At 47.9% G+C, this 22276-nt stretch carries 21 protein-coding genes; 9 read left to right on the plus strand and 12 right to left on the minus strand.

Annotated elements, in window-relative coordinates:
* Positions 1-66: 66 nt before the first annotated feature.
* The 9 genes from ACOMG9_RS03585 to ACOMG9_RS03625 all read right to left on the minus strand — a co-directional run bounded on the left by ACOMG9_RS03585 (position 67) and on the right by ACOMG9_RS03625 (position 10219).
* A complete protein-coding gene (locus ACOMG9_RS03585; protein ID WP_494529765.1) occupies positions 67-1113 on the minus strand; it encodes a PDDEXK nuclease domain-containing protein in 1047 nt (348 codons plus the stop codon).
* Between the two features lie 59 nt (positions 1114-1172).
* Entirely contained in the window at positions 1173-1418 is a 246-nt protein-coding gene (locus ACOMG9_RS03590) for a hypothetical protein (protein ID WP_494529766.1), read from the minus strand.
* Between the two features lie 144 nt (positions 1419-1562).
* On the minus strand, positions 1563-3080 hold the full coding sequence (locus tag ACOMG9_RS03595) for an IS1182 family transposase (protein ID WP_494529730.1): 1518 nt from the start codon (positions 3078-3080) through the stop codon (positions 1563-1565).
* 360 nt (positions 3081-3440) lie between these two features.
* Positions 3441-4454, minus strand: coding sequence for an IS110 family RNA-guided transposase (locus ACOMG9_RS03600; RefSeq protein WP_448215063.1), 1014 nt, complete (start codon positions 4452-4454; stop codon positions 3441-3443).
* Between the two features lie 241 nt (positions 4455-4695).
* Entirely contained in the window at positions 4696-4851 is a 156-nt protein-coding gene (locus ACOMG9_RS03605) for a hypothetical protein (protein WP_494529767.1), read from the minus strand.
* The gene (locus tag ACOMG9_RS03610) at positions 4848-5441 is read right to left on the minus strand and encodes a nucleotidyltransferase domain-containing protein (RefSeq protein ID WP_494529768.1); all 594 of its coding nucleotides are present in this window, start codon (positions 5439-5441) and stop codon (positions 4848-4850) included. The genes ACOMG9_RS03605 and ACOMG9_RS03610 overlap by 4 nt, the downstream gene beginning before the upstream one ends.
* Positions 5442-5589: 148 nt before the next feature.
* Positions 5590-6936, minus strand: a complete 1347-nt coding sequence (locus tag ACOMG9_RS03615) for a restriction endonuclease subunit S (RefSeq protein ID WP_494529769.1) — start codon at positions 6934-6936, stop codon at positions 5590-5592.
* On the minus strand, positions 6936-7988 hold the full coding sequence (locus ACOMG9_RS03620) for a PDDEXK nuclease domain-containing protein (protein ID WP_494529770.1): 1053 nt from the start codon (positions 7986-7988) through the stop codon (positions 6936-6938). The genes ACOMG9_RS03615 and ACOMG9_RS03620 overlap by 1 nt, the downstream gene beginning before the upstream one ends.
* The gene (locus tag ACOMG9_RS03625; RefSeq protein ID WP_494529771.1) at positions 7985-10219 is read right to left on the minus strand and encodes a type I restriction-modification system subunit M; all 2235 of its coding nucleotides are present in this window, start codon (positions 10217-10219) and stop codon (positions 7985-7987) included. Before ACOMG9_RS03625 ends, ACOMG9_RS03620 begins: the two co-directional genes overlap by 4 nt.
* Positions 10220-10906: 687 nt before the next feature.
* Between ACOMG9_RS03625 and livH the strand changes: the two genes are divergently transcribed.
* The 5 genes from livH to ACOMG9_RS03650 all read left to right on the plus strand — a co-directional run bounded on the left by livH (position 10907) and on the right by ACOMG9_RS03650 (position 15126).
* Positions 10907-11833, plus strand: a complete 927-nt coding sequence (gene livH, locus ACOMG9_RS03630) for a high-affinity branched-chain amino acid ABC transporter permease LivH (RefSeq protein ID WP_317143349.1) — start codon at positions 10907-10909, stop codon at positions 11831-11833.
* Complete coding sequence (locus tag ACOMG9_RS03635; RefSeq protein WP_494529772.1) at positions 11830-13152, plus strand: high-affinity branched-chain amino acid ABC transporter permease LivM; 1323 nt, start codon at positions 11830-11832, stop codon at positions 13150-13152. The genes livH and ACOMG9_RS03635 overlap by 4 nt, the downstream gene beginning before the upstream one ends.
* A 14-nt stretch (positions 13153-13166) precedes the next feature.
* On the plus strand, positions 13167-13934 hold the full coding sequence (gene livG / locus ACOMG9_RS03640) for a high-affinity branched-chain amino acid ABC transporter ATP-binding protein LivG (protein ID WP_494529773.1): 768 nt from the start codon (positions 13167-13169) through the stop codon (positions 13932-13934).
* Positions 13935-14084: 150 nt separating this feature from the next.
* The gene (locus ACOMG9_RS03645; protein ID WP_448215805.1) at positions 14085-14804 is read left to right on the plus strand and encodes an ABC transporter ATP-binding protein; all 720 of its coding nucleotides are present in this window, start codon (positions 14085-14087) and stop codon (positions 14802-14804) included.
* Positions 14805-14997: 193 nt separating this feature from the next.
* Positions 14998-15126 (plus strand): hypothetical protein, encoded by a 129-nt coding sequence (locus ACOMG9_RS03650; RefSeq protein ID WP_448215806.1) that lies wholly within the window; start codon positions 14998-15000, stop codon positions 15124-15126.
* Between the two features lie 14 nt (positions 15127-15140).
* Here the strand turns inward: ACOMG9_RS03650 and ACOMG9_RS03655 are convergent, their stop codons facing one another.
* Together ACOMG9_RS03655 and ACOMG9_RS03660 are read right to left on the minus strand one after the other, a co-directional pair.
* Positions 15141-15467 carry a hypothetical protein gene (locus tag ACOMG9_RS03655; protein ID WP_448215807.1) on the minus strand — a complete coding sequence of 109 codons (327 nt, stop codon included), beginning with the start codon at positions 15465-15467 and terminating at the stop codon, positions 15141-15143.
* Positions 15461-15757 (minus strand): hypothetical protein, encoded by a 297-nt coding sequence (locus tag ACOMG9_RS03660; protein WP_448215808.1) that lies wholly within the window; start codon positions 15755-15757, stop codon positions 15461-15463. The genes ACOMG9_RS03655 and ACOMG9_RS03660 overlap by 7 nt, the downstream gene beginning before the upstream one ends.
* Before the next feature lie 142 nt (positions 15758-15899).
* On the opposite strand from ACOMG9_RS03660, the gene ACOMG9_RS03665 reads away from it, so the two are divergent.
* The 4 genes from ACOMG9_RS03665 (at position 15900) to ACOMG9_RS03680 (ending at position 20644) form a co-directional block, all read left to right on the plus strand.
* Positions 15900-16307 carry a hypothetical protein gene (locus tag ACOMG9_RS03665; protein WP_494529774.1) on the plus strand — a complete coding sequence of 136 codons (408 nt, stop codon included), beginning with the start codon at positions 15900-15902 and terminating at the stop codon, positions 16305-16307.
* A gap of 19 nt (positions 16308-16326) precedes the next feature.
* Entirely contained in the window at positions 16327-16686 is a 360-nt protein-coding gene (locus ACOMG9_RS03670) for a hypothetical protein (protein ID WP_494529775.1), read from the plus strand.
* The gene (locus tag ACOMG9_RS03675; protein WP_494529776.1) at positions 16683-18881 is read left to right on the plus strand and encodes a hypothetical protein; all 2199 of its coding nucleotides are present in this window, start codon (positions 16683-16685) and stop codon (positions 18879-18881) included. The genes ACOMG9_RS03670 and ACOMG9_RS03675 overlap by 4 nt, the downstream gene beginning before the upstream one ends.
* Positions 18882-19105: 224 nt before the next feature.
* Positions 19106-20644 carry a hypothetical protein gene (locus tag ACOMG9_RS03680; RefSeq protein ID WP_494529777.1) on the plus strand — a complete coding sequence of 513 codons (1539 nt, stop codon included), beginning with the start codon at positions 19106-19108 and terminating at the stop codon, positions 20642-20644.
* A gap of 262 nt (positions 20645-20906) precedes the next feature.
* Here the strand turns inward: ACOMG9_RS03680 and ACOMG9_RS03685 are convergent, their stop codons facing one another.
* Positions 20907-22271, minus strand: coding sequence for a two-component system response regulator (locus tag ACOMG9_RS03685; protein ID WP_448215813.1), 1365 nt, complete (start codon positions 22269-22271; stop codon positions 20907-20909).
* Between the last annotated feature and the right edge of the window lie 5 nt (positions 22272-22276).

Genomic DNA, 22276 nt, shown 5'->3' on the forward strand with positions numbered 1-22276 from the left:
GTGTCTGCACAATGTATCAATCTGGCTGAATTGTCTCCACACTGCGGAGACAATTCGAGGATTCCACTATTCAGTTTTATTCTCAATACGTTTTCGGGCGTTGCTGACGGCTTCCTGAAAGCGCTCTTCCAATATTTCTTTGGAGGGTATGTTGGTGAGATAGTCTGCTATATGGATACCGCTTTTATCCAGTTCAAGTAATTCAATTTGCTTTTGCTTCTTACCTGCACAAAGAATGATGCCGATAGGGGGGTCTTCTCCATGCTGACGGTCATATCTATTCAGCCAGCGTAGATATAACTCCATCTGTCCTTTGTACTCAGCTTTAAACTTGCCTGTTTTCAGTTCAATAGCAACCAGTCGCTTCAGTTTTCGGTTATAGAACAAGAGATCAATATAAAAATCATCTTCATCAATTTGAACTCGGTGCTGGCGTGCGACAAAAGTGAAGCCCATACCCATTTCTAACAGAAAATGCTCCATTTCCCGCAAAATAGCATCCTCAAGATCTTTTTCCACGTAGGTATCATTAAGCTCAAGAAAATCCAGAATGTAAGGGTCTTTCAGAACGATATCCTGATCGGCTTTCCCTTGATCCCTCAGCATTTTCAGATCGTGAACGATGGTTTCTTCCGGCTTTCGGGATAAGGCAGTACGCTCAAACAGCATGGAATCCATACGCTCGCTGAAGGTGCGGACAGACCATCGCTCCTGAATCGCCATGGTCATATAGAACTCACGTTTTAGTGGGTCATCAATGTAAATCAACAGTTTCAGGTGTGACCAGCTCAATTGTCTCCACACTGTAGAGACAATTTCATCAGCCTCACAGATTTCGGCAAACTTAATACAATGTCTCAATTGCTGAGGGCTCCAGCCCTTACCAAAATGCCCGGAGAGCTGGCGGGACAAGTCGGAAATAACCTGTTTGCCGTAGTCTGCCCGCTTACCCTTCAGGATTTCCTGCTGAATACGCTGACCGACCTTCCAATAGAGTGCGGTTATCTCGGCATTGAGTGCCACCGCTGCCCGTTGTTTGGCTCTTTGTATCAGGTCTTTGATTTCGCCGAACAGGTTGTCTGGCTCTTTTGATGAAGCGGGTGTTTTGCTCATACGGTGGCCTCTGTGGGGTGTTCTTTTTGTTCTGTTGCTGGTTGCCAGTCACGGACGTCCTAAGAGATTTCAGGGAGTGATTTAACCAGATTTAACAGCTCATGGGTTAGCAGAATCAGTTCTTTTAACAGTTGCGGGTTAATATCCAGATGCCCTTCGTATTCCGCCAGGTTACGATGGTTGTGGCATTGATCAAGAACCCGCCATTTTGCACGACTCACGTCTAATGTATACTGCAAACACTGGAACACCAGATAACGGCTTTCAGAGCGGTAGCCGTGCCAGCGTAATGCAGCAAGTGACAACGCATGGGCAGCACTCTAGGAGCCTGACCGAGAATGGCGTAACTAGATCCCCAGAGGCTCTCTAAAATTTCAGGATGAGCAAAAAACATCCAATTTTTGGTGTAATTTTGCTCATTTTTGCAAATTTAGGCCTTTTCACAGCCTTTATGCCGCTTTTTTAACCCCTTTTAAATTCTCAAGACGGATTGATCCCGTTGAAGCGGCCTTCACAAATTTTTTGAAATTGTGTGCCGTGCATACCAGTGAGAACTCTGCTTCTACCTTCTCTTTACCACGAAGGCTAAAACTCCTGAACCCTGAGTTTTTTATATGACCAAACGGTGGCTCTGCAATGACCTTACGACGCTCATAGATTGCTTTCGCACTGGCTGTCTCCATTTTCTTGTTCATACGTTGCCGCGCGGGCTCAAACTTGTCTGTGCGGATGACCCTGCCAGCATCCTTTTTTGAGCCACTGCATTGTGAACGGTAAACACACTTCCTGCATGCGTCCTTGTTCGCCCGGTAACTCTGCCTCTTGGCCTTGCTGTCTGGGTTAGTTATCAGCTTCTCCCCAGCCGGACAGATAAACACATCCATTTCTGCATCGTAGTCAAAATCTGCTTTGACAAACTTACGCTCAGAGTCCTTAAGCTGGGTATCTGCTGGCTTCTCTTTTCTGTCGGTGGCTATGTAGCCATCTATTTCATGCTTATCCAGCACATGCAGGTTTGGCCCTGAGAAATAACCATTATCCATGCTCACCTTATCCACAACAGCACCATCGGTTGTCTCAGACAGTGCTTCCAAAGCAGGCTCTGCCTCCTGAACATCATTGGCTTGCTGGCTGATGTGCTGGCCGACGATGATCTGATTATCAGCATCTACGGTGATTTGAGCATTGTAGCTGTACTCACAGTAACTTTTCTTGCTCATGATCCGGGCATCATGGTCTGCAAAGCTTATCTGCCTTTTGTCGTCAATAGGCTCATCAGGGTTCAGGGCTTTTTCGCGTTCTTCAAGGGCTTCTTTGGCCGCTTTGATTTTTTTCAGACGCTCCTCTTTAAACTGGAGGTCTTCAGGAATGCTGTAGCCGTTGCTTGCTTTGTAGGCGTCGTCTTCTTCCTGGTCGCACTGACTGGCTTTTTTGATCAGCTCATCCACTTCTGCACTGAGTTCTGCCTCTTTAGCCTTGAGCCTTCCGTAGGTCATGGCCTTGTGCTTTGAGCTGTTGGCTTTGAACTTGGAGCCATCCAGGCTGATATGGCCCAGTGATGCCATTTTGAGCTCCATGGCCAGTTTGACGGACTGTTTGAAGCAGTCATGAAAAAACGACAGATTTTCCTTACGAAAATCTCCCAGAACCCTGAAATTTGGGCAGTTCATTTGTGAGATATACATGAACGCCAGATCTTGTCGACACCGTCGCTCAATCTGACGGGAGCTGAAAACACCATGGCTATAGGCGTAGATCAGAATAGCGACAATGAGCTTTGGAGGGTAAGCGTGCTGACCAAGGTGGTGATATTTTTTTTCAACCTCAGACGTATCGATGTTCTGAAAAATGCTTTCATAAACGAAACAATCATGGTCTTTGGGAAGCAGGTCGAAAATGTTGGTTGGGAACAGCAGATGCTGGTCAAACTCAACAGGGCTGTCCTTGAATTTTGGTAGTGGTGACATCTGGCATCATCGGAGTTGGTTTAAGGCTTATCATAACAGATAAGCCTATTCTCGGTCAGGCTCCTAGGAGCCTTATATGGTCCGCCCCGTTTTGCAAGAGCCTGTTTTGTTAATTAGCAAACAAAGATAACTGCAATCATATATACGGCCTATTCATGAGGTCTAACCCTCTGGCCCTGATGGGTATCCGCGCAACCTGGCCTTATCAGTCCGACGGCCTCAAGGGTCAAGGCTCCTATCAGGTTTCAGGTTGCCGGTTTTTACCTGTTTGCCATCAACTGTACATGCTCATCGCAATCTGCGGGGGGGTCCCCTTTGATTAAGCTTATGCTTTACTTTGCCGCTGCCGCCTTTACTTCATTATGCAGCCTTGTAAACTTCATTTCGGGTCATGATGACCCAGACAATCCGAGCCATTTTATTAGCCAGACCAACGGCGGCAACGTTGTGATTGCTGCGCTCATTAAGTTGGCTAACCCATTTTTTACAGCGGTCATCCTTATTTTTGAGGCAGTGGAGTACCGAACGTGCGCCGTGTATCAATAATGTGCGCAGGTATTTATCACCCCGTTTACTGATGCCCAGCAGGACTGACTTACCGCCTGTGGAATGCTGTCTTGGAACTAATCCCATCCATGCGGCAAGGTGTCGACCAGATTTAAAATACGTCGCATCACCAATGGCTGCCTTCAATGCTGTGGCAGTGATGGCTCCGATACCCGGCATAGTCATCATTCGACGACATTCGTCGTCGTTTTTTGCTAGCTCCTGAATTTTCTGGTCATACTGTTGAATACGCTTGTCAAGACTGGCCAACTCTTCTGATAAACCATGTAGCAGCTCACGAGTCAGCGAATGGAGTCCATTTTCAGCATCTTCCAGAATTCGTGGAAGCTGTGCACGAACTTTACCAATACCCTGGGCAACTACAATACCTTCTTCCAATAGTGACCCCCGGATCTGGTTAACCAGGGCAGTTCTCTGATCAACCGCTTGTTGACGATAGCGGTGCAGAAGTTGCCAGGCCTGCTGCTCTGATGTTTTAACAGGTACAAAACGCATGCTGGGCCGTGAAGCTGCTTCTGCAATCGCTTCAGCATCGTTGTAGTCATTTTTGTTGGTCTTGACATAAGGCTTGACAAATTGAGGTGAAATCAGCTTGACAGTATGCTCATAGTTCTTGAATAACCGAGCCAAATAGTGAGCACCACCACAAGCTTCCATAGCGATAATGCATGGCTCCAGATTTGCCACGTACTCTAGAAGGTTCTTCCTGGACGACTTCTTTCTGATGACTTTGCTACCCTGCTCATCAACACCAAACAGGTGAAAGTTGTTCTTGCCAATATCGATACCAAGTACTGAAATAGTCATGGGTGGTTCGCTCCGGTTAATCCTGTTTAAATGGTTAACTCCATTTTGGCTCATTTGAAGCCGTTTAGGAGGGGCGGACCATCCCATTAGACCGAGAATAGCTGCCCTACTGCGGCGGCAGCAAATTGGTCTGAAAATCCGCTTTTGTTCGTCAAATAGCTAGCTATTCTCCTCACAAAACCGAATTTTCATCCTCAATTTTCTGCCGTCCTCGCTACGGGCGCTATTCTCGGTCAGGCTCCTAGGCCAGAGAAAACTGGCTGTCGACGGATAAACCACTGATGGCAGCATCTTTGAGTTTGGTTTCAGCCGCCCGAACCATCCCTGCAAATTCCTGTGCATCGGGGGGTTCTTGTTTGAGCTTGTTGATTTTGACCAGATTATCCAGCTCTTTCACGATGGCTTGTCTCCGGTTAAGGGTTGATCGGTCAGCCAGAGTTTGGGCTGTTCCATAAGTCGTGTGACAAAACTTTGCTGACTGTCTACTCTTTGCTGGAATTCTTCAGGCGTCAGCAGTGTAGGATTAATGATTCGCCCCAGCTGATTTTCTGCTGGTTCCAGATGCTCAATAATCTCGCCATAACTTAAATCATGCCCCACCAGCAAAACGTCTATATCACTGCCCGCGTGTTCCTGTCCTTTTGCTACCGAGCCATAAATAAATGCCATGTCACATTGACTTAAAACGGGCGACAGTGCCCCTTTAATCACGCTCTGTACGCCAAAGGTTTTGCGGGTAATGGCTTTCAGCTCTTCAAAAACGGGGTTATCGGGATTGGCTTGATAATGCTGCTGATTACCCTGCTGGTGAGTGGTGAGCAATCCGGCTTCGGTCATTTTCTTGAGTTCCCGAACCACAGCGCCCTTGCCGACCCCGGCCAGCCTTGCCACCTCGTTCAGATAAAAAGAACAGTCCGGCTTGCCGTAGAGCACAGCCAGCAGACGTTGCTGAGTTTTGGTGAACAGTACGGAGGCAATGGATGACACAGTGACGAAGTTCCTATAGAGGTATCAATATGGGAACTATAGGTCTCATATTGGGACTTTTCAAGGTCCCAAAAAAAGACCTTTTAGTCTCAATTTAGGACTGAACTGAATTGTCTCGACAGTGTCGAGACAATCGCAGGCTCAGATATTATGACGGAGCGACCCAGTCACGTACGTCGATTTTGCCGGTGACGGCGGCGGAGATTAGGGCGGTGCGGCGTTCTTGGAGCTTGGCAATCATTGACTCTGCATCTTTCGCTATCATGTCAAAAGATGCTTTCTTGCCAGCAACTTCACGCATAATACTGTCTTGCTCGTCTTCAGGCGGAACAAAAATCGGAATATCTGCTAAAACAGTTTTCTGCAATTTATATCTGCCAACGCCTTGTTTAATCAGCCAAGGTAAAATATCCATGTGTTCAAAATACAAACACGCCCACGCTGTAGAACAAGTTCCCTTGCCTTTGATCAAGTGAGCATGGTTGTTCACGTTGAACTTGCCTTTGACATGAATTGTCATGGATTTTTCTTTGAACTTAAGAAAATGGTCGCCATCCTCACCGAGCAGGAAGTACTCGCCTTCAACATTGTATTGGTTAATGTAATTGAGAATTCCTGTCGGTCCGTAATATGGGTATTCACCCTCCATTTTCATACGGGTCTGTCTATCAATAGGCGTTCTGAGGTTGTTGTCGACTTCACATGCGTGACGAACTCGCTTTACTTCCCAATGCTCCGGCACTTCCCCAAGCCACTCCATACCGGAATCCTTCATCGGTGCATCAGGGTTTAGCCCCTTGGTGACAGCATGACTAATCACCGCCTGTCGTTTTTCTTTCATCAGCCGGATCAGGGATTGCTGCTCTTCGATCAGGGTGTCGATTTTGGCGGTTTCGTGGCTGAGGAAGCTAAGAATATTGTCCTGTTCGACTCTATCTGGCAACGGAAGAACCAAGTCTTTCACAATTCCGGAGTTCAAACCGTGCATGATTGAACCTTTACCGAGAGTTTTTATCTGAAAACCAATCTCGTGTGTTTCATCAATCAGTATCTTGAAGAATCTTGGATCAATTTCATGCTCTTTAACTCTGGTTCTCAAAAGATGCGAATCAATTATCCCTAACGGAATGCCCTCAGGAACGATTTCGCACTTCCCACTTGTACCCATCATGGTTATTAGAATGTCATTCGGGAATACCTGATAAAGACTCATTTCTTGGAATTTTTCAGTAGTAATTTTTCTCTTTCCTAAAGAAAAATCCTTCTTAATTACATTTTCTTGCCCGTAGACATTGTGACCATGCTCAGCCATATCGTCGAGCTTTAAGGCACTGCCGAAAGGGCCGATCTTTATGCCTTCAGAGCCATCTTTAAGCACATAGCGGACTTTTTTTAAGTTCCAATGTTTGGGGATGGAACTCAACCACTCAACCCCAGAATCCTTATATTCCGGATAAGCCGCATATTTTTTGCGCTCAAGGCTGTTTCCATCCATCACAACTCACCCCCCAGTCCCTGCTCAATTTCTTCAATACTGGGCAGTTGCGATTGCAGATTTTCTGGCAGTGATTGGGACAGTTGGTATTCCGAAACACCAATAGGCTTTTGAATATCGCTGAGGGCGTATTCCGCCACGAGTTTGTCCTTGTTCTTACACAGCAGAATGCCGATAGTCGGCGCATCGCCCTCCCTGCGTACCAGTTCATCTACTGCTTTGATATAAAAATTCAGTTTGCCTGCGTGTTCCGGCCTGAAGTCACCCGCTTTCAGTTCAATGACTACGTAGCAATGCAGGTGTGCATGATAAAATAAGAGGTCAATATAAAAATCCTGCTGTCCTACCTGTATATGAAACTGTTTGCCCATGTAGGCAAAACCTGATCCCAATTCCAGTAGAAACTGAGTGATATGCTTAATCAATCCCTGCTCCAGCTCTCGCTCTGTGTAATGATCAGTGAAGGCAAGAAAGTCAAACATATGGGGGTCTTTCAGGGTTTGCTGTGCAAGGTCGGACTGGACGGCAGGCAGTGTTGCATTGAAGTTGTTGGGCGCTTGTCCCTTCCGCTGCCAAAGTCCACTTTCAATCTGGTGAGTGAGGACGTTTCGGCTCCAGCCATGTTCTATGGTTTTGCCCACGTAATACAGAGCTTCAGCCGTTGTTTGGCACTTGCTGATTATCTTCAGGTTATGTCCCCAGGGCACCTGAACTAATTGCGAAACAGCCTGTTTCGCAATTTCCGGAGATTGGTTCCAGAACAGATACCATTGTCGGATAAATTCAAGGTTTCGACGGGAAAATCCTTTGATTTCAGGAAATTCCGTCATTAAGTCATGGCTTAGTTGCTTCAGAAAGCCATCGCCCCAATTAGCCTGAGCCTGTCGGCGAATAATGTCTTCCCCAAGCTCCCAATAAAAAGCCAGCAAGGTTGAGTTCACCTGAATGGCGGCTTTGAGCTGGGTGGACAGTACCTTCTGTTTAAGGTTTTTCAGCCAGCTTTTGTATTCCTTATTCAGGCTCAGGTTAATGTTGTTTTTTGGCTTGCTCATGAGTGAACCTCTTGTAACAGACTCATGATTCTAGCACTCACCGCATCCAGATCAGCATCAATGGCTTCCAGCGCACGGGGCGGCCGATACACATAAAAATGTCGGTTAAAGGGAATCTCGTAACCCACAATACCAATCTCACCATCCTGGGCATCGCATTTATCGGCATTGATCCAGGCATCGGGTACATGGGGTGCCACTTCCCGGTTGAAGTAGGTTTCGATCAGGATATGGGTGGGCATTGATGGGTCAAGAGGAATATTCTCGTTATCCCGCAGGTCGCCATCGGTCTGGAATTCGACGATTTTGCCTTTGTATTCGAATGCGCCGTACAGTGGTTGGGTTTCTTCTTCCAGTACCTTTTTGATAACAGGTTCAGCTTCGGGGTTCTTGTGGGTGATGGCATCGAGGAACTGCTTTTTCTCTTTGGTATCCAGCTTTAAATTAGCGGCTTTGAGCGCGGCTTTCAGGTCTTTATCGAACTGGTTAAAGTCGTTGGACAGTACCGTTCCGACTGTATTTTGCAGAGTTTGGGCTTTCTCCATCAGCCCCCGCTGGAATAGCCAGAGCTTGTCGTTCAGTACCTCTTTGATCTGCTTCTCTTTCAGTTCTTTGAAGTCTTTTTTGATTTTGGTGCGGATGGCTTCTTCATTGTCTGCCAAGGTTGTATGACATTCTGTGCCGAATTCCTCAACCATCCAGCGCATAACGGCATTATACGGCCTGGGTGCATAGCGTAGACCCGTTACTGCGTCATCAGTAATCTGGGCGGACAGGCGAAGTGGGCGTTCCACGGTAATACGACGGTAGCCGAATTTATGACTGTCGAAAATTTTGGCGGCAAAATTTTCTTCGGATGCTTCTGCAAAGGCTCCAAAGTTTTGGGTAATGATGCGGCGATCCGCTTCGCTCATTATGTTCCGCTTGGAGCCCAGGGACTTACGCATCTTGCCGCAAAGGTTTACGCCGTTAATCAGCTGCACTTTACCTTTGCGTTCATTGGACTTTTTATTGGTCAGCACCCACACATAGGTAGCGATACCGGTGTTGTAGAACATGTCTGTGGGCAGGGCGACAATGGCTTCGAGCAGGTCGGCTTCGAGAATATAACGGCGAATCTCGCTTTCACCACTGCCTGCACTGCCGGTAAAGAGCGGCGAACCGTTGAGGATAATGCCGATGCGGCTGGGGTTCTGGTTCTCTGGCGTGATGTCCCTGAACTTGCTGATCAGGTGCATCAGGAACAGCAGCGAACCATCGGACACTCTTGGCAGGCCAGGGCCAAAGCGACCGTCGTAGCCTTTGTGTTCATGCTCATCTTTAATGGTGCCTTCGATCTTCTTCCAGTCCACCCCGAATGGCGGATTAGACAGCATGTAGTCAAACTGGTCGCCACTGAGGTGATCGTTCGACAGAGTGTTGCCCAGTTTGATGCGACTGACATCCTGACCCTTGATCAGCATATCGGCTTTACAGATGGCGTAGGACTCCGGGTTCAACTCCTGGCCAAAGGCCGTCATACGAGCTTTTGTATTGTGCTTGTATACGTACTCCATTCCCGCAGAGAGAAAGCCGCCTGTGCCTGCCGTTGGATCATAAATACTGCGAACGATCCCTTCTTTGGTTAAGGCATCATCATCTTCCATAAACACCAGTGAGGTGGTGAGCTCGACAATATCCCTTGGGGTAAAGTGTTCACCGGCGGTTTCGTTGGAAGATTCGGCAAAGCGACGGATCAGTTCTTCAAACACCAAGCCCATATCGTGGTTGCTGATCGCCTTGGGGCTGAGGTCGATGGTGGCAAACTTCCGCAGTACCTTGAACAGCAGGTTGGCTTCGTTCAGGCTGCCTGCAAACTCATCAAACTTGAAATGCTCAAAGATTTCACGGGCATCTTTGGAGAAGGAGAGGACATAGTTTTCAAGGTTGTCCTTGATATCGCCCTGACCCATCTTCGACAGGTTCATGGGTGAGGTATTGAAAAACGACAATCCAGAAGCACGCAGCAGCATCTTCTCCATACCTTCTTCAGGCAGGTTCATAGCCTTTACTTTTTCGTGCTGGGCAACCACTGCTTCCTTGGTGGGCTCCAGAACGCATTCCAGGCGGCGCAGCAGGGTAAACGGTAAGATGATGCGCCCGTACTGGGACTGCTTGAAATCGCCTCGCAGGAGGTCGGCTACGGACCAGATGAAGGCGGCAAGGTTGTTAGAGGTTTGGGTGTTGGGCATATCTTGACCAGATTGAGCTTTTGGCTGGCAGGTGAGTCAGCAAAAGTGACCAATTGATTGACTTTGATGCTGCTAGAGTACATCAAAAGTTCAGTATTAACGAATAGCGAAATATGTTTACCCAAGCTCTGGAGAGGCTGTCGCAAAACTCTGGTTCCCATGCTCCAGCGTGGGAACCCATACCCATCTCGCGCTGCAGAGTCCGCTTTTCAGGGGAGGTATGCATTCCCACGCAGAGCGTGGGAACGAGTTGTTAGAGTTTTGCGACACCCTCTGGAGTTCGGGGTTGCACATTCGAAAACTATAAGAATTGAAGTCTCTGAATCGTAAGGGCATATTGTTATTGTCGTCTAATGGGTAATGGCAATAATGAGTAAAATAATAAGAACTGCTAATGAGCTGCCTGGCTGCTAGTCAGTTGCAATACTGCCCTGATTAATGGGGGATTTTCCGCCAGCTATTTTTTTGTTCCATCCCTACCAAGAGCCTTTGTCGTGTGAGAGAATCGGCCCGACATTGAGGGGGTTTTTATAGATCTTCAGCCCTGACATATGGGTTTTGACCCAGACAGATCCAGGATGATATTTCGCAGACTTTCTTGTGGCTGAGTCAGAGCAAACCCTCTGAAGAAAAGTAAAAAATAGTAGAAAAAACAACGTTTACAAAAATAAAAAACGAGGTCGTGGAATGGGGGATTCAGGTTTTTACCTTATTCAACAACTACTTAACGGGCTGACGATAGGTAGTACGTATGCTCTGATTGCTATCGGTTATACCATGGTTTACGGCATCATTGGCATGATCAATTTTGCTCATGGTGAGATCTACATGATTGGCAGTTACATCGCTTTTGCGGTACTGGCCGCGTTAGCGATGATGGGAATAGACAGTGTTTCACTGATGCTGGTTTCCGCCTTTGTCATCAGCATCATTATCACCAGCACCTATGGCTTTGCGGTGGAGAGGGTTGCTTATCGGCCTTTGAGGAACAGCAACCGGCTGATTGCCCTGATTTCTGCCATTGGTATGTCCATTTTCCTTCAGAACTATGTCCGCCTGGCCCAGGGGTCAAGGGATATAGCCATGCCCAGCATGATCAGTGGTGGCTGGACCTTTGGTCCTGAAGACGGTTTTAATGCCACTGTGTCGTACATGCAGTTAATTATCTTTGTGGTGACGTTTATTGCCATGACGGCCCTGACTCTGTTTATCTCCAAGTCAAAAATGGGGCGAGCCTGCAGAGCTTGCGCTGAAGATCTTGGCATGACCGGGCTGCTTGGCATCAACACGCATCAAATTATTTCGATCACTTTTGTGATCGGGGCCGCTCTTGCTGCGGTAGCCGGTGTATTGCTTGGCATGTATTACGGAGTAATCAATCCCCACATTGGCTTTATGGCAGGTCTCAAAGCGTTCACTGCCGCAGTGCTGGGAGGAATCGGAAGTATACCCGGAGCTGTGCTGGGTGGTTTGATTCTGGGGGTCACGGAAGCCTTCACTGCAGGTTACTTCAGTGCGGAATATAAGGACGTTGTCGCCTTCAGTCTCCTCGTTCTGATTCTTCTGTTCAGGCCGACGGGTCTTTTGGGCAAGCCGGAGGTTGAAAAAGTATGAAATCATTACGCTTCACTCCGGCAATACTCTCGGCAGTTGTTTTGCTGATACTAACCAGCCTGATGATGGGGGTTCGTCTTGAGCCCTCGGGCGTTGGACTTGAGGTGACATTAGCCGATCCTTCTTCCCTCTCCTGGATAGCTGCCGGTGTGGCTGCTGTCTTCTTCTTCCAGCTGTTCAGAGCACCCATCGATCAGGGGCTTTCCGGAATAAAACAACAGTTGCCATCTATTAATGCAGAAAAGCTGACCAAAGTAACCAGGAACAAAGAAGCTAAAACCCTTGTAATCTGCTTTGCAGTAGCAGGATTGATGATCTGGCCATTCTTTGTTTCCAGGGGGGCTGTGGATCTGGCCACTCTGGCCCTGATTTACGTGATGTTGGGGCTGGGTCTGAACATTGTGGTGGGCCTGGCCGGTCTTCTTGATTTGGGCTATGTCGGCTTTTATGCCGTGGGTGCCTACAGTTATGCCTTATTGAATCAATATCTGGGTCTCGACTTCTGGAGCAGTCTGGTGCTGGGCGGTATCCTGGCGGCTTTCTTTGGTTTTATTCTTGGTTTTCCGGTGCTCAGGCTTCGGGGTGATTATCTGGCCATCGTAACTCTGGGTTTTGGTGAAATCATTCGAATCTTGCTCAACAACTGGACGACATTTACCGGTGGTCCCAATGGTATTAGCCAGATTCCTAAACCGACTCTGTTTGGCCTTGAATTTGGACGCAGGGCGCAGGAAGAAGGGAATGTTCCTTTCCACGAATATTTTGGTATTGATTACAGCAGTGAGTACAAGGTGATTTTTCTGTACATACTGGCAGTGTTGCTGGTGATTGCCACACTGTTTGTGATCAATCGACTGCTTCGAATGCCTATTGGCAGAGCCTGGGAAGCGTTGCGTGAAGATGATATTGCCTGTCGTTCACTGGGTTTGAATCCTACGGCCATCAAATTGTCTGCATTTACTATAGGGGCCGCATTTGCTGGCTTCGCCGGGACCTTCTTTGCTGCCCGTCAGGGTTTTATTAGTCCGGAGTCGTTTACTTTTATCGAGTCTGCCATCATTCTTGCCATTGTTGTGCTTGGCGGAATGGGATCTCAGGTCGGTGTCATTCTTGCTGCTGTGATCATGACCGTTCTGCCTGAGTTTGCCCGTGAATTCCAGGAATACCGAATGCTGATGTTCGGGTTGATGATGGTTTGCATGATGGTATGGCGTCCTGAAGGTCTGATGCCCATGAAGCGGCCTCATATCAAGATTAAATCGGATAAGTCTGAGTCGGTTAGCCCGATCAAGACAGCATCATTGGCTGAAAGCGTGTAAACGGAGGAATCAGAATGAGTGAATGTTTACTGGACGTTTCTGATCTGAGTATGCGCTTTGGCGGACTGCTGGCTGTGGATCAGATGGCGCTGAAAATCTGTCCGGGTGAAATTGTTTCCATGATTGGGCCCAATGGTGCCGGAAAAACGACCGTTTTTAACTGTCTTACGGGCTTTTATAAGGCGACTGGTGGCTCTGTTCAATATAAAGGTCAGGCTATCGAAAAGATGCCGGGTTATAAAATAGCCCGGCTCGGTGTTGTGAGAACCTTTCAGAATGTGCGTCTGTTTAAGGGCATGAGCGTGCTGGAAAATCTTTTGGTTGCCCAGCACCGACATCTGAATACAAGGTTGTTGGCAGGGTTGTTTAAGACCTCGGATTATCGGCGTAGTGAAGAACAAGCGATGGCAAGGGCTGAGCTCTGGCTGGATAAAGTTGGTCTGACCGGGTTTGCCAATCGTGAAGCGGGTAACCTGGCTTATGGACAGCAACGCAGACTGGAAATTGCCCGTTGTATGGTGACTCAGCCCGAGTTATTGATGCTGGATGAACCAGCCGCTGGTCTCAACCCCAATGAGACAGCAGAGCTGGATGAGCTGATTTCTGATTTGCGACGGGATCATGGTGTTACTGTGCTTCTGATTGAACATGATATGAAGCTGGTTATGGATATTTCTGACCGGATTTATGTCATTAACCAGGGGCGTCCTCTGGCTTCAGGCGTACCAGAAGATATTCGCAACAACCCTGAAGTGATCAAGGCTTATCTGGGGGAAGGATAGTCACAAATTACTATTAGCTTCCAGTAGTAATAGTCCCGGTCAGAGTATGAGTCTTCGGGCTGTCTTGCGAATGTGTTTCTGGTATCTTCGATGACACCTCAAGACAGTCAGAATAAAGAACAATCAGAATAAATAAAGGGCAGTAGCAGTATGTCAGCACCTGAACCACTTCTCAGCATTCGAAATGTGTCTACCTTCTATGGAAAGATCCAGGCTCTGGATGCCGTCAGCGTAGATATCTCGGCAGGTGAGATTGTCACTCTGATAGGTGCCAATGGTGCTGGCAAGTCTTCATTGCTGATGACCATTTGTGGTGAACCCAGGGCCGAATCTGGCTCCATACTCTACAAGGGGAAAGAGTTAGCGGGTCGTCCTACCTCCGAAATCATGCGCTCAGGCATTGCTGTTGTGCCAGAAGGGCGGAGAATTTTTTCCAGACTGACCGTCGAAGAAAATCTGACTATGGGCGGTTTTTTTGTGGATGGCGAGCCTTTCCGAAAAAACTATGAATTTGTACTGGAGCTTTTCCCCCGTCTGAAAGAGAGGCTGTACCAGAGAGGTGGCACCATGTCCGGAGGAGAGCAGCAGATGCTGGCGATCGCCAGGGCCTTGATGAGCAGCCCTGATTTGCTGTTACTGGATGAGCCCAGTCTGGGGCTGGCTCCGATTGTTATCCAGCAAATTTTTGAAATTATTGAACGCCTCCGGGAAGAGGGCGTTACGGTTTTTCTGGTGGAGCAGAATGCTAATCAGGCTCTGAGACTGGCAGACCGGGGTTATGTTCTGGAAAACGGTCGTATCGTGCTGCAGGGTAACAGTGATGAACTGTTGGCGGACGACGCTGTCCAGAAGGCTTATCTGGGAGCCTGACACTTTTCTGGCGAAAAACAGCCAGTCAGTTTGTCTGGACTATCAAAAGACCGTTCATCTATTCCTGCTTATGGAGACTAACAGGATCGAAACAGACTGGACACCTGTTAGCATCAGGCTTCTGAAGTTTTGCTGGCCATTTGGGCGCCGATTCTGATCGCTACACTGAGAAGTGTAATGTTGAATAGCGATTATGAAGTACGAGGTAAGCATTATGGAAGTTTCGAATGATCGGCTGTCCCTTCAGGAAGTTGCTCTGTTAACCTGCTCTTTTTACAGCATGGCCAGCATCATGGTCTGGCTGGTCAAGACAATTTATTGATTGGACAAGAAGCTTCAGGGTGACTTGGGAGGGAAGTCCTGAAGCACACGTTCATCAGTTATTTCGAGATCGTGCCGGGCATCCTGAAGGCTGTAAATGGTACTGTCAGGTTCAAAATCAAAGCCTTGTTGAATGGTTTTTTCTGCTTCAGCTGTTTTGCCCAGAAAAACCTGAATGGCTGCCAGAGTATTAAACAGGTCAGAGGCGATGACACCGTGTCGAGGTGATCGCTTGCTGACTAAATCCTCTCTATGATTTACCTGAATGAGCGGAAAGCCCCGTACTTTTAGAGGATGTCGTAAAAGCCAAAATTCAAATCCAGTAAAGCCTTCCCTTAGCAAAGTATGATGCTTTGCTGGGTTTCTTTCCCGACTGACCCATTTTCCTGTTCATCAAGAAGACTAGCGACAGTGAATGGTGCTTTCTGGTCGGTTAACTCAAGATGCTCTTTTAAGCTTGTATTGCCAAGGGTAATGGAGTTTGCGTCTGGAGCAACAAAACGTCTTGTTTGAGCTTGGTCATCTGAATTGCCAGACTCCTTGAAAGAGCTTTGATCAGAGTTGCGAGCTGCTGTTGAGAAAATATCCAGCTGAGGGTCGTTATTAATCTTAATTTGGCGTCTTGTTGTCATGAGGTAGCTGGTAAAACTGCTTTATCTAAGATTACCGGCTTTTGCGGGGTTTTGCGACACCCTCGATTGGGCGAGGGTTTATGACGATTTTGCTAAATATACACCTCCGGGCACCACTCCTTATTCATGGCTATCTGTAGAAGTGATTAACACTGTTGGCTGGCTTTTAAAAAACTATTGGATCTTCGGTTCACCTCTGTTCAGGCCGTTCGAACAACATGAGGCAGCATCTGTGCTGTCAAAAGGGGATCTTGCAATCATCACTATGATGCTCAACTCTGGAAGTACCCCACAACAACATCAGCCACCAGAATCATCCGGCCAGCAAGACCCACAGGCCATCCCCCAATCCACTGGCTCTTTCAGCAACCCCTTTTATATTGACTCTGGCGGCAGTGACGGTGGCCCTCAGCAACAACTGCATACTTTGGGTTTAAACTGTTTCGTTTATCCCTGTAATGGGATTTGCAGGTTCCGATCATCATTCAAGAGCAGCGAGTCCGCTGAATGGCCTCTTAATTCAGCAGACAGGCCGACAACTCCATCATAATGTGCCAACAGCCGGGGATTTGCCAATCAGTGCTGATGATTTGGTTATAGTCAATGCTTTACTCAATCTACGTGGTCTTGGTGTTATCGAAAAAACCGCTATGAACTGTGCACTTGTCACACAAACAACGGGGACTTCAGAAACACAACAAACAACAGGAGGGCCACCCCAATGGGATCAGTACCTGCCTCATCTTTCCCTGGCAGATGCAATACAGACCACAGACGACAGCGCGAAACCAACCTGTGACTTGACCATGGCCGGGAAGAATGGCCAGCCACAGCCGTGCGGAAGCGGCTGTATCCGTGCCAGAGCCCTGACGGATCACAAAAGGGTACATCGAAAACGCAAGCCTGTTGATGTGGAATCGGGACGATGATTGAATTTGAATGCAAGGGCAGAGTGATTAAACTCTTTATCTTTGCTGTAACGCTGTCGCTACTTCTGTCTTTGTCTTTCATCTGCAAGGCCGAACCGTCGACAAGACGTTTTGTTGTCGAGCTTGATAAGAATACAGGTTCTCCAAAGCAGAGCTTTTCAGTAAAACCTGACCGGCGCACTCTGCCCTGCAACCCATCTGATATGGCCAACACAGAATCCGATTCACTAACTTATGAAAAACCACACAGACTTAGCGGCTTCGCCGTAAGAACACCCCTTATTGGGTCGATTACGTGGCAATGGCTTTATGTTACTAACCTGCTGGTTGGTTATGAACTGATCCTGACCATCAAAGACGCTCCTCTAAGCTCTACCTATTTTTCATGGATACCTGTAGAAGTGGTTAGCGCTGTCGGTTGGCTTTTAAAAAGCTGCTGGACACCTGGTTTAACGCCGTTTAACCCGAATGAAAAGCAAGAGCTGCTTCAGGATCAGTCCTTTACGGCCACCAATATGATGTTTGGCTCTGGACATAACCAACCGGAATGCCAGCCATCAAAATCATCCGGACAGAAATCCCCAAAGACAACTAACCACTTCACAGGCTCTTACACCAGCCCACTGAATACCGACTATGGCAGCGGCAGCAGAAGACCTCAACAACACTTACATACATTGGATTTAAATTGTTTCGTCTATCCCTGTTATGGCGCATGTAAATTACGACAGTCATCCGACAACAGAGGACCCAAAGAATGTCAATACAATTTCGTAGAAAATTCGACAGTGCACACAGAAGCAAAATTAAAACCAGGCTCATGCCCCCATTTGACTGATGGATACTGTTTTAGTTGTTTAGACTATTCTGATCCTGTAAACGCTGCAGATTCCGACCATAAACTGCCTTTCGAAACAGATCCGCCTGACATTCAAGTCCAGTGCCATGCTGGCCCATTACTTGAACGACAAACTGAACATAAAATTGATAGCAACTCAGTCAATACCCGTAGTTCTGTTGACGGGGTCGCCTTAGACGGGGTCGCCTCAGACTGGATCGCCACAAACCCATTGAATGTAGTAGCAGCCTGTACAACTGGACCTGCCGGGCAATTAAGCTGTGTCGAAACCGTGTTCGGGAAAGATGGCCAGCCGAAACCATGCGGGATGGTCTGCAAGAGTGCTCAGGCCTTGTCGAAACACAAAAGAAGCATCCATAGCGGACAAAAAACCTGTGACTTGACAGTGGCTGGCAAGGATGGCCAGACGCGACCTTGCGGAAAAGTCTGCAAGAACACTCAATCTCTGTCGTCTCATAAAAGCAGAGTCCACAGCGGGCAAAAAACCTGTAACGTAATAATGGTCGGTGAGAATGGCCAACTTCGAGCATGCGAAACAGTCTGCAAGAATGCTCAATCCATATCATCACACAAAATCATATACCACTCCGGGCAGCAAATCTGTGACATAACTGTGGTCGGAGACGGTGGCTGTAAGCGGCCATGCGGCTCGGTCTGGAAAAGTTCTCATGCCCTGAAAGAACACAAAAGAAGAGAACATACCGGGCAAATAATCTGTGAGATGCCCCTGGTCGGGGAGGATGGCCTGCCAAGACCATGCAGGACGATCTGCAACAACCAGAAAGCCCTCACGGATCATAAAAGATGCGCCCACAGCGGACAAAAAATTTGCGACTTCACCATGGTCGAGGATGATGGCCAACCAAGGCCATGTGGAATGGTCTGCAAGAGTGCCAAAGCATTGTCTGATCACAAAAGAAGAAACCACAGCGGGCAACAAATATGTGACGTAACTCTGGTCGGAGAGGATGGCCTGCCGCAGCTATGCGGGAATGTCTGCACGAGCTCCAGAGCTCTGGGAGATCACAAAAGAAGAGAGCACTCAGGGCGACAAATTTGTAACATAATCGCAGTCGGCAAGGATGGCCAAAAGCGACCATGCGGAACGTTTTGCAAGAGTACTCAGCACCTGACTGAGCACAAAAGAAGAGAGCACTCAGGGCAACAAACTTGCAACATATCCGTGACCGGAGAAGATGGCCAGCTGCAACCATGCTGGATGATCTGCAAGAGTGCTGCATCTCTGTCAGATCACAAAAAAACACATCGAAAACGCAAGCCTGTTGATATGAACAAGAACGATAAACTTAGCTCTCAAAAAATGCAAATTGAATAAAAAAACAGGCTTTTTCACTGCCCCTTTTTATTCTGACTCTGGCAAGACCTTGATCGGAGTGGATGGACAGCCACTTCGGCGCACAAAGGTCTCCCCAGTGCGAGCTTTGACTACTAAAGGCTTTTATCAGACAAACACACTTAATTTTTTGATCTATTCTTTCTACCTGAAGACAACAACGCAGGGACAGATTTATTAAATACTCACTCCTTTCAGCAGCTCTGTTGCTGCTACCGTTTTTGTCTTTCATCTGTCAGGCCGAGACATGGACAAATTCTTTTGTTGTCGCGCTTGAGCAGGAAAAAGGTTCTCCAAACCAGAGCTTCTCTATAAAGCATGACCCGAGTGCATTGCCCGGCAATCTGCCAGAGACTGTCGACACAAATGACCATAGAGGGCCATTCCTTCTGACTGGCAATAAACGACATTTATCGCTCAGCTACAGGCTAGCAACGACCCTTGTTGAGTCGATCTCATGGCAGTTGCCTTACGTCACTAACCTGCTGGTTGCTTACGAACTGACCCTGACCACCAAAGTAGCCCCTATAAGCGCTACCTCTCATTCATGGCTTCCTGCAGAAATGGTGGTCGTTGTTGGTTGGCTTTTGAAAAGCTATTGGAACCCTGATTCGCTGCTGTTCAATCCAACTAAACAACAGGAGACGAGTCAGGATGGGCCGTTTTCGAGCATTATTATGATGGTTGTTCCTGTTCCTGAACAAGGCCAACAACAACGCCATTCATCGGGATCATCCGGTCACAGAGCTTCAGGGACAAGCCAATACAATATAGGCTCTTCCCTTGGCCCACCGCCTTCTGGCTCTGGTGATGACGATGGCAACGGAGGTTATCAGCAAAACCAACATACATTGGGATTAAATTGTTTGGTCTGTAACGGCATTTGCCGCTTGCGACCATCATCCGATATCAGGATGCCAGCTGAATGGACAATGGGTTCACCAGAACGATCGACAGGCAACACTGTATTGAGTGACCTGTCTGACGTTCAACTTCAAGATACTTCTGAGCAGCCGTTTCAGGAGCCTTACATTGATTCCCTCTCTTTTGGCGGGGTCGCCTTAGACGGGGTCGCCTTAGACGGGGTCGCCTCAGACGGGGTCGCCTCAGGCTCAGTGATTGCAGAGGCAGCCTATAACGGGATACCCAATCCTGATGTACCGGCGCCCTGGAATTTGCCTTCCACCGATGATTTTACGGTCTTTGACAGGATAATTGGCCATCAGAATCCTCACGAACAAGATGAGTTTTTCTTAACCCCTGCCCATTCAGAGACACAACAAACAACCACTGAATCACTCCACTCGAATCACAATCAACCCAATGTTACCCGGACAGGCGCAACACAACATATAAGCGTCAAAGGTCTATCAATTTGTAACCTGATAGTGGTCGGGGAGGATCGTCAGACGCGGTCATGCGGTGTGGTCTGTCATAGTGCCAAGGCCCTGTCGCTTCACAAAAACAGATACCACACCGGGGAACAAACCTGTGACGTAAACGTGGTCGAAGAGGGTGGTCGGCCACGGCCATGCGGAAAAGTCTTCAAGAGTGCCGAATCATTGTTGTCTCACAAAAGCAGATCCCACACCGGACATAAAACCTGTAACGTGATCGTGGTTAGTGATGGCCAGTCTCAACCATGCGGGAAGATCTGCAAGAGTGACAAAGCGCTGTTTGATCACCAAAGAGAGCACCGAAAACGCACGCATGACGATGCGGATAATAACAATGACTCTCCCTGAACTGACACCCGTTCTTGATGAGGTTTTGTCCGGTGCAACCTTTGGTTTTAACACTAGAATGCAAGGGTGGAATTATTGAACACTCTCTCTTTGCGATACTGCTGTTGCTGTCAGGCAGCCCGTCAGATATTAGCGATACAGATGACTATAAAGAATCAGCTGTGCCGCTTGATTAAAGACGACACAAGCCTGTTGATTTGGAAAAGGTCGATGACCCCAAGCCTTAGATCTATAGAACCACCCGGGTCTGTTCAGGTGTCGTTTAGTTGCCCTGTTCTGCCTGTTCCCTCTCTTCACTGTCCAGCTCAGACGCCAGCCGATAATCATCCCGCCCGCTTTTCTTGGCCACGTACATGGCCTGATCGGCAGCCTTAAGCAAAGCTTCGGCGTCGGAGCCGGTATCTTCAGACGTTGCAATTCCGATGCTGGTGCCTACGTGTCTGGCTTCGCCATCAAGATCATGGGGCTCCCGGATTGAGGTGAGAATTTTCTCTGCAATCAGTTTGGCATCCGAAGCCTCCGCCACATCATCCAGAATAATGGCAAATTCATCCCCACCTAATCTGGCCACCAGATCACCTTCACGGACGCACTCCTGCAACCTTTGTGAAACACTTTTCAGCAAAAGATCTCCAGCATCGTGTCCGAGGGTATCGTTAATTTCCTTGAAGTGATCCAGATCAAGATACATGACAGCGGTGCTCTTATTGCGCCTCTGACTCCTGGCCAGTGAAGTACCCAAAAATTCTCTGAACAGTGTCCTGTTGGCCAGCCCTGTCAAACTGTCGTATTTCGCCATCAGCAACAACTGATTTTCCAGCTTTTTACGCTCGGTAATGTCCTGAAATAATAGAACGCAACCCTGCACTTTCTGTCTGTCATTAACAATAGCCGCCATATTGTATTCTGCGGCGAAGCTGTTTCCGGAAAGCGTCCAGAGTTGTCTCTCGGATGTTTGAAAGACGCCTCCACCGACCATGGTATTCTCACGTATCTCTGACTCTTGCCACTTTTCCAGAGCCTCTTCTCCTTGAGTGTCGTAGATAAACTGACTGATGTGTTTTCCCAGCAGATTTTCTTCTGTTCCCTCAAGCATGGCGCAGGCGGTTGGATTAATGAAGGAGATCCTGCCGTCGGGATCAAGACCGGCAATTCCTTCACCGGCATTATCCAACAGCAGCTTGTTCTTGCGACTGATCCAGCGAAGTTCCCTGGAGACCTGCTCAAGTTCAATCCGCTGTTCTTCCAATTGCAGAAACACCTTAACCTTGCCCAACAGGATATCCGGATTGATCGGTTTTGGCAGATAATCAACTGCACCGGCCTGATAACCTTTATTGATATAAGCCTGATCCTTGTTAATGGCGGTCACAAAAATGATAGGAATACTGGCTGTTTGCTTATTGCTGTGCAGCAAAGTTGCCGTCTCAAAACCATCCATGCCCGGCATCTGCACATCCAGAAGGATCACCGCAAAATGATGGTGAAGAACTTCTGACAAAGCCGCCTCACCAGAGTCCACTTTATGGATCTCGGCCCCCAGCGGCTTGAGAAGCTTGTTCATGGCCAGCAGATTCTCAGGACGATCATCCACCACCAGAATTTTAACTCTTGGCTTGTCATCCATGACAG

It is taken from the genome of Endozoicomonas sp. PH6C (assembly GCF_059322965.1).

Excerpts from the sequence above, each read along its gene's own strand:
- ACOMG9_RS03585 (WP_494529765.1), bottom strand. The coding sequence starts at position 1,113 with ATGAGCAAAACACCCGCTTCATCAAAAGAGCCAGACAACCTGTTCGGC.
- ACOMG9_RS03595 (WP_494529730.1), bottom strand. The coding sequence starts at position 3,080 with ATGTCACCACTACCAAAATTCAAGGACAGCCCTGTTGAGTTTGACCAG.
- ACOMG9_RS03600 (WP_448215063.1), bottom strand. The coding sequence starts at position 4,454 with ATGACTATTTCAGTACTTGGTATCGATATTGGCAAGAACAACTTTCAC.
- ACOMG9_RS03615 (WP_494529769.1), bottom strand. The coding sequence starts at position 6,936 with ATGGATGGAAACAGCCTTGAGCGCAAAAAATATGCGGCTTATCCGGAA.
- ACOMG9_RS03620 (WP_494529770.1), bottom strand. The coding sequence starts at position 7,988 with ATGAGCAAGCCAAAAAACAACATTAACCTGAGCCTGAATAAGGAATAC.
- ACOMG9_RS03625 (WP_494529771.1), bottom strand. The coding sequence starts at position 10,219 with ATGCCCAACACCCAAACCTCTAACAACCTTGCCGCCTTCATCTGGTCC.
- livH (WP_317143349.1), top strand. The coding sequence starts at position 10,907 with ATGGGGGATTCAGGTTTTTACCTTATTCAACAACTACTTAACGGGCTG.
- ACOMG9_RS03635 (WP_494529772.1), top strand. The coding sequence starts at position 11,830 with ATGAAATCATTACGCTTCACTCCGGCAATACTCTCGGCAGTTGTTTTG.
- livG (WP_494529773.1), top strand. The coding sequence starts at position 13,167 with ATGAGTGAATGTTTACTGGACGTTTCTGATCTGAGTATGCGCTTTGGC.
- ACOMG9_RS03645 (WP_448215805.1), top strand. The coding sequence starts at position 14,085 with ATGTCAGCACCTGAACCACTTCTCAGCATTCGAAATGTGTCTACCTTC.
- ACOMG9_RS03650 (WP_448215806.1), top strand. The coding sequence starts at position 14,998 with ATGAAGTACGAGGTAAGCATTATGGAAGTTTCGAATGATCGGCTGTCC.
- ACOMG9_RS03660 (WP_448215808.1), bottom strand. The coding sequence starts at position 15,757 with ATGACAACAAGACGCCAAATTAAGATTAATAACGACCCTCAGCTGGAT.
- ACOMG9_RS03675 (WP_494529776.1), top strand. The coding sequence starts at position 16,683 with ATGATTGAATTTGAATGCAAGGGCAGAGTGATTAAACTCTTTATCTTT.
- ACOMG9_RS03685 (WP_448215813.1), bottom strand. The coding sequence starts at position 22,271 with ATGGATGACAAGCCAAGAGTTAAAATTCTGGTGGTGGATGATCGTCCT.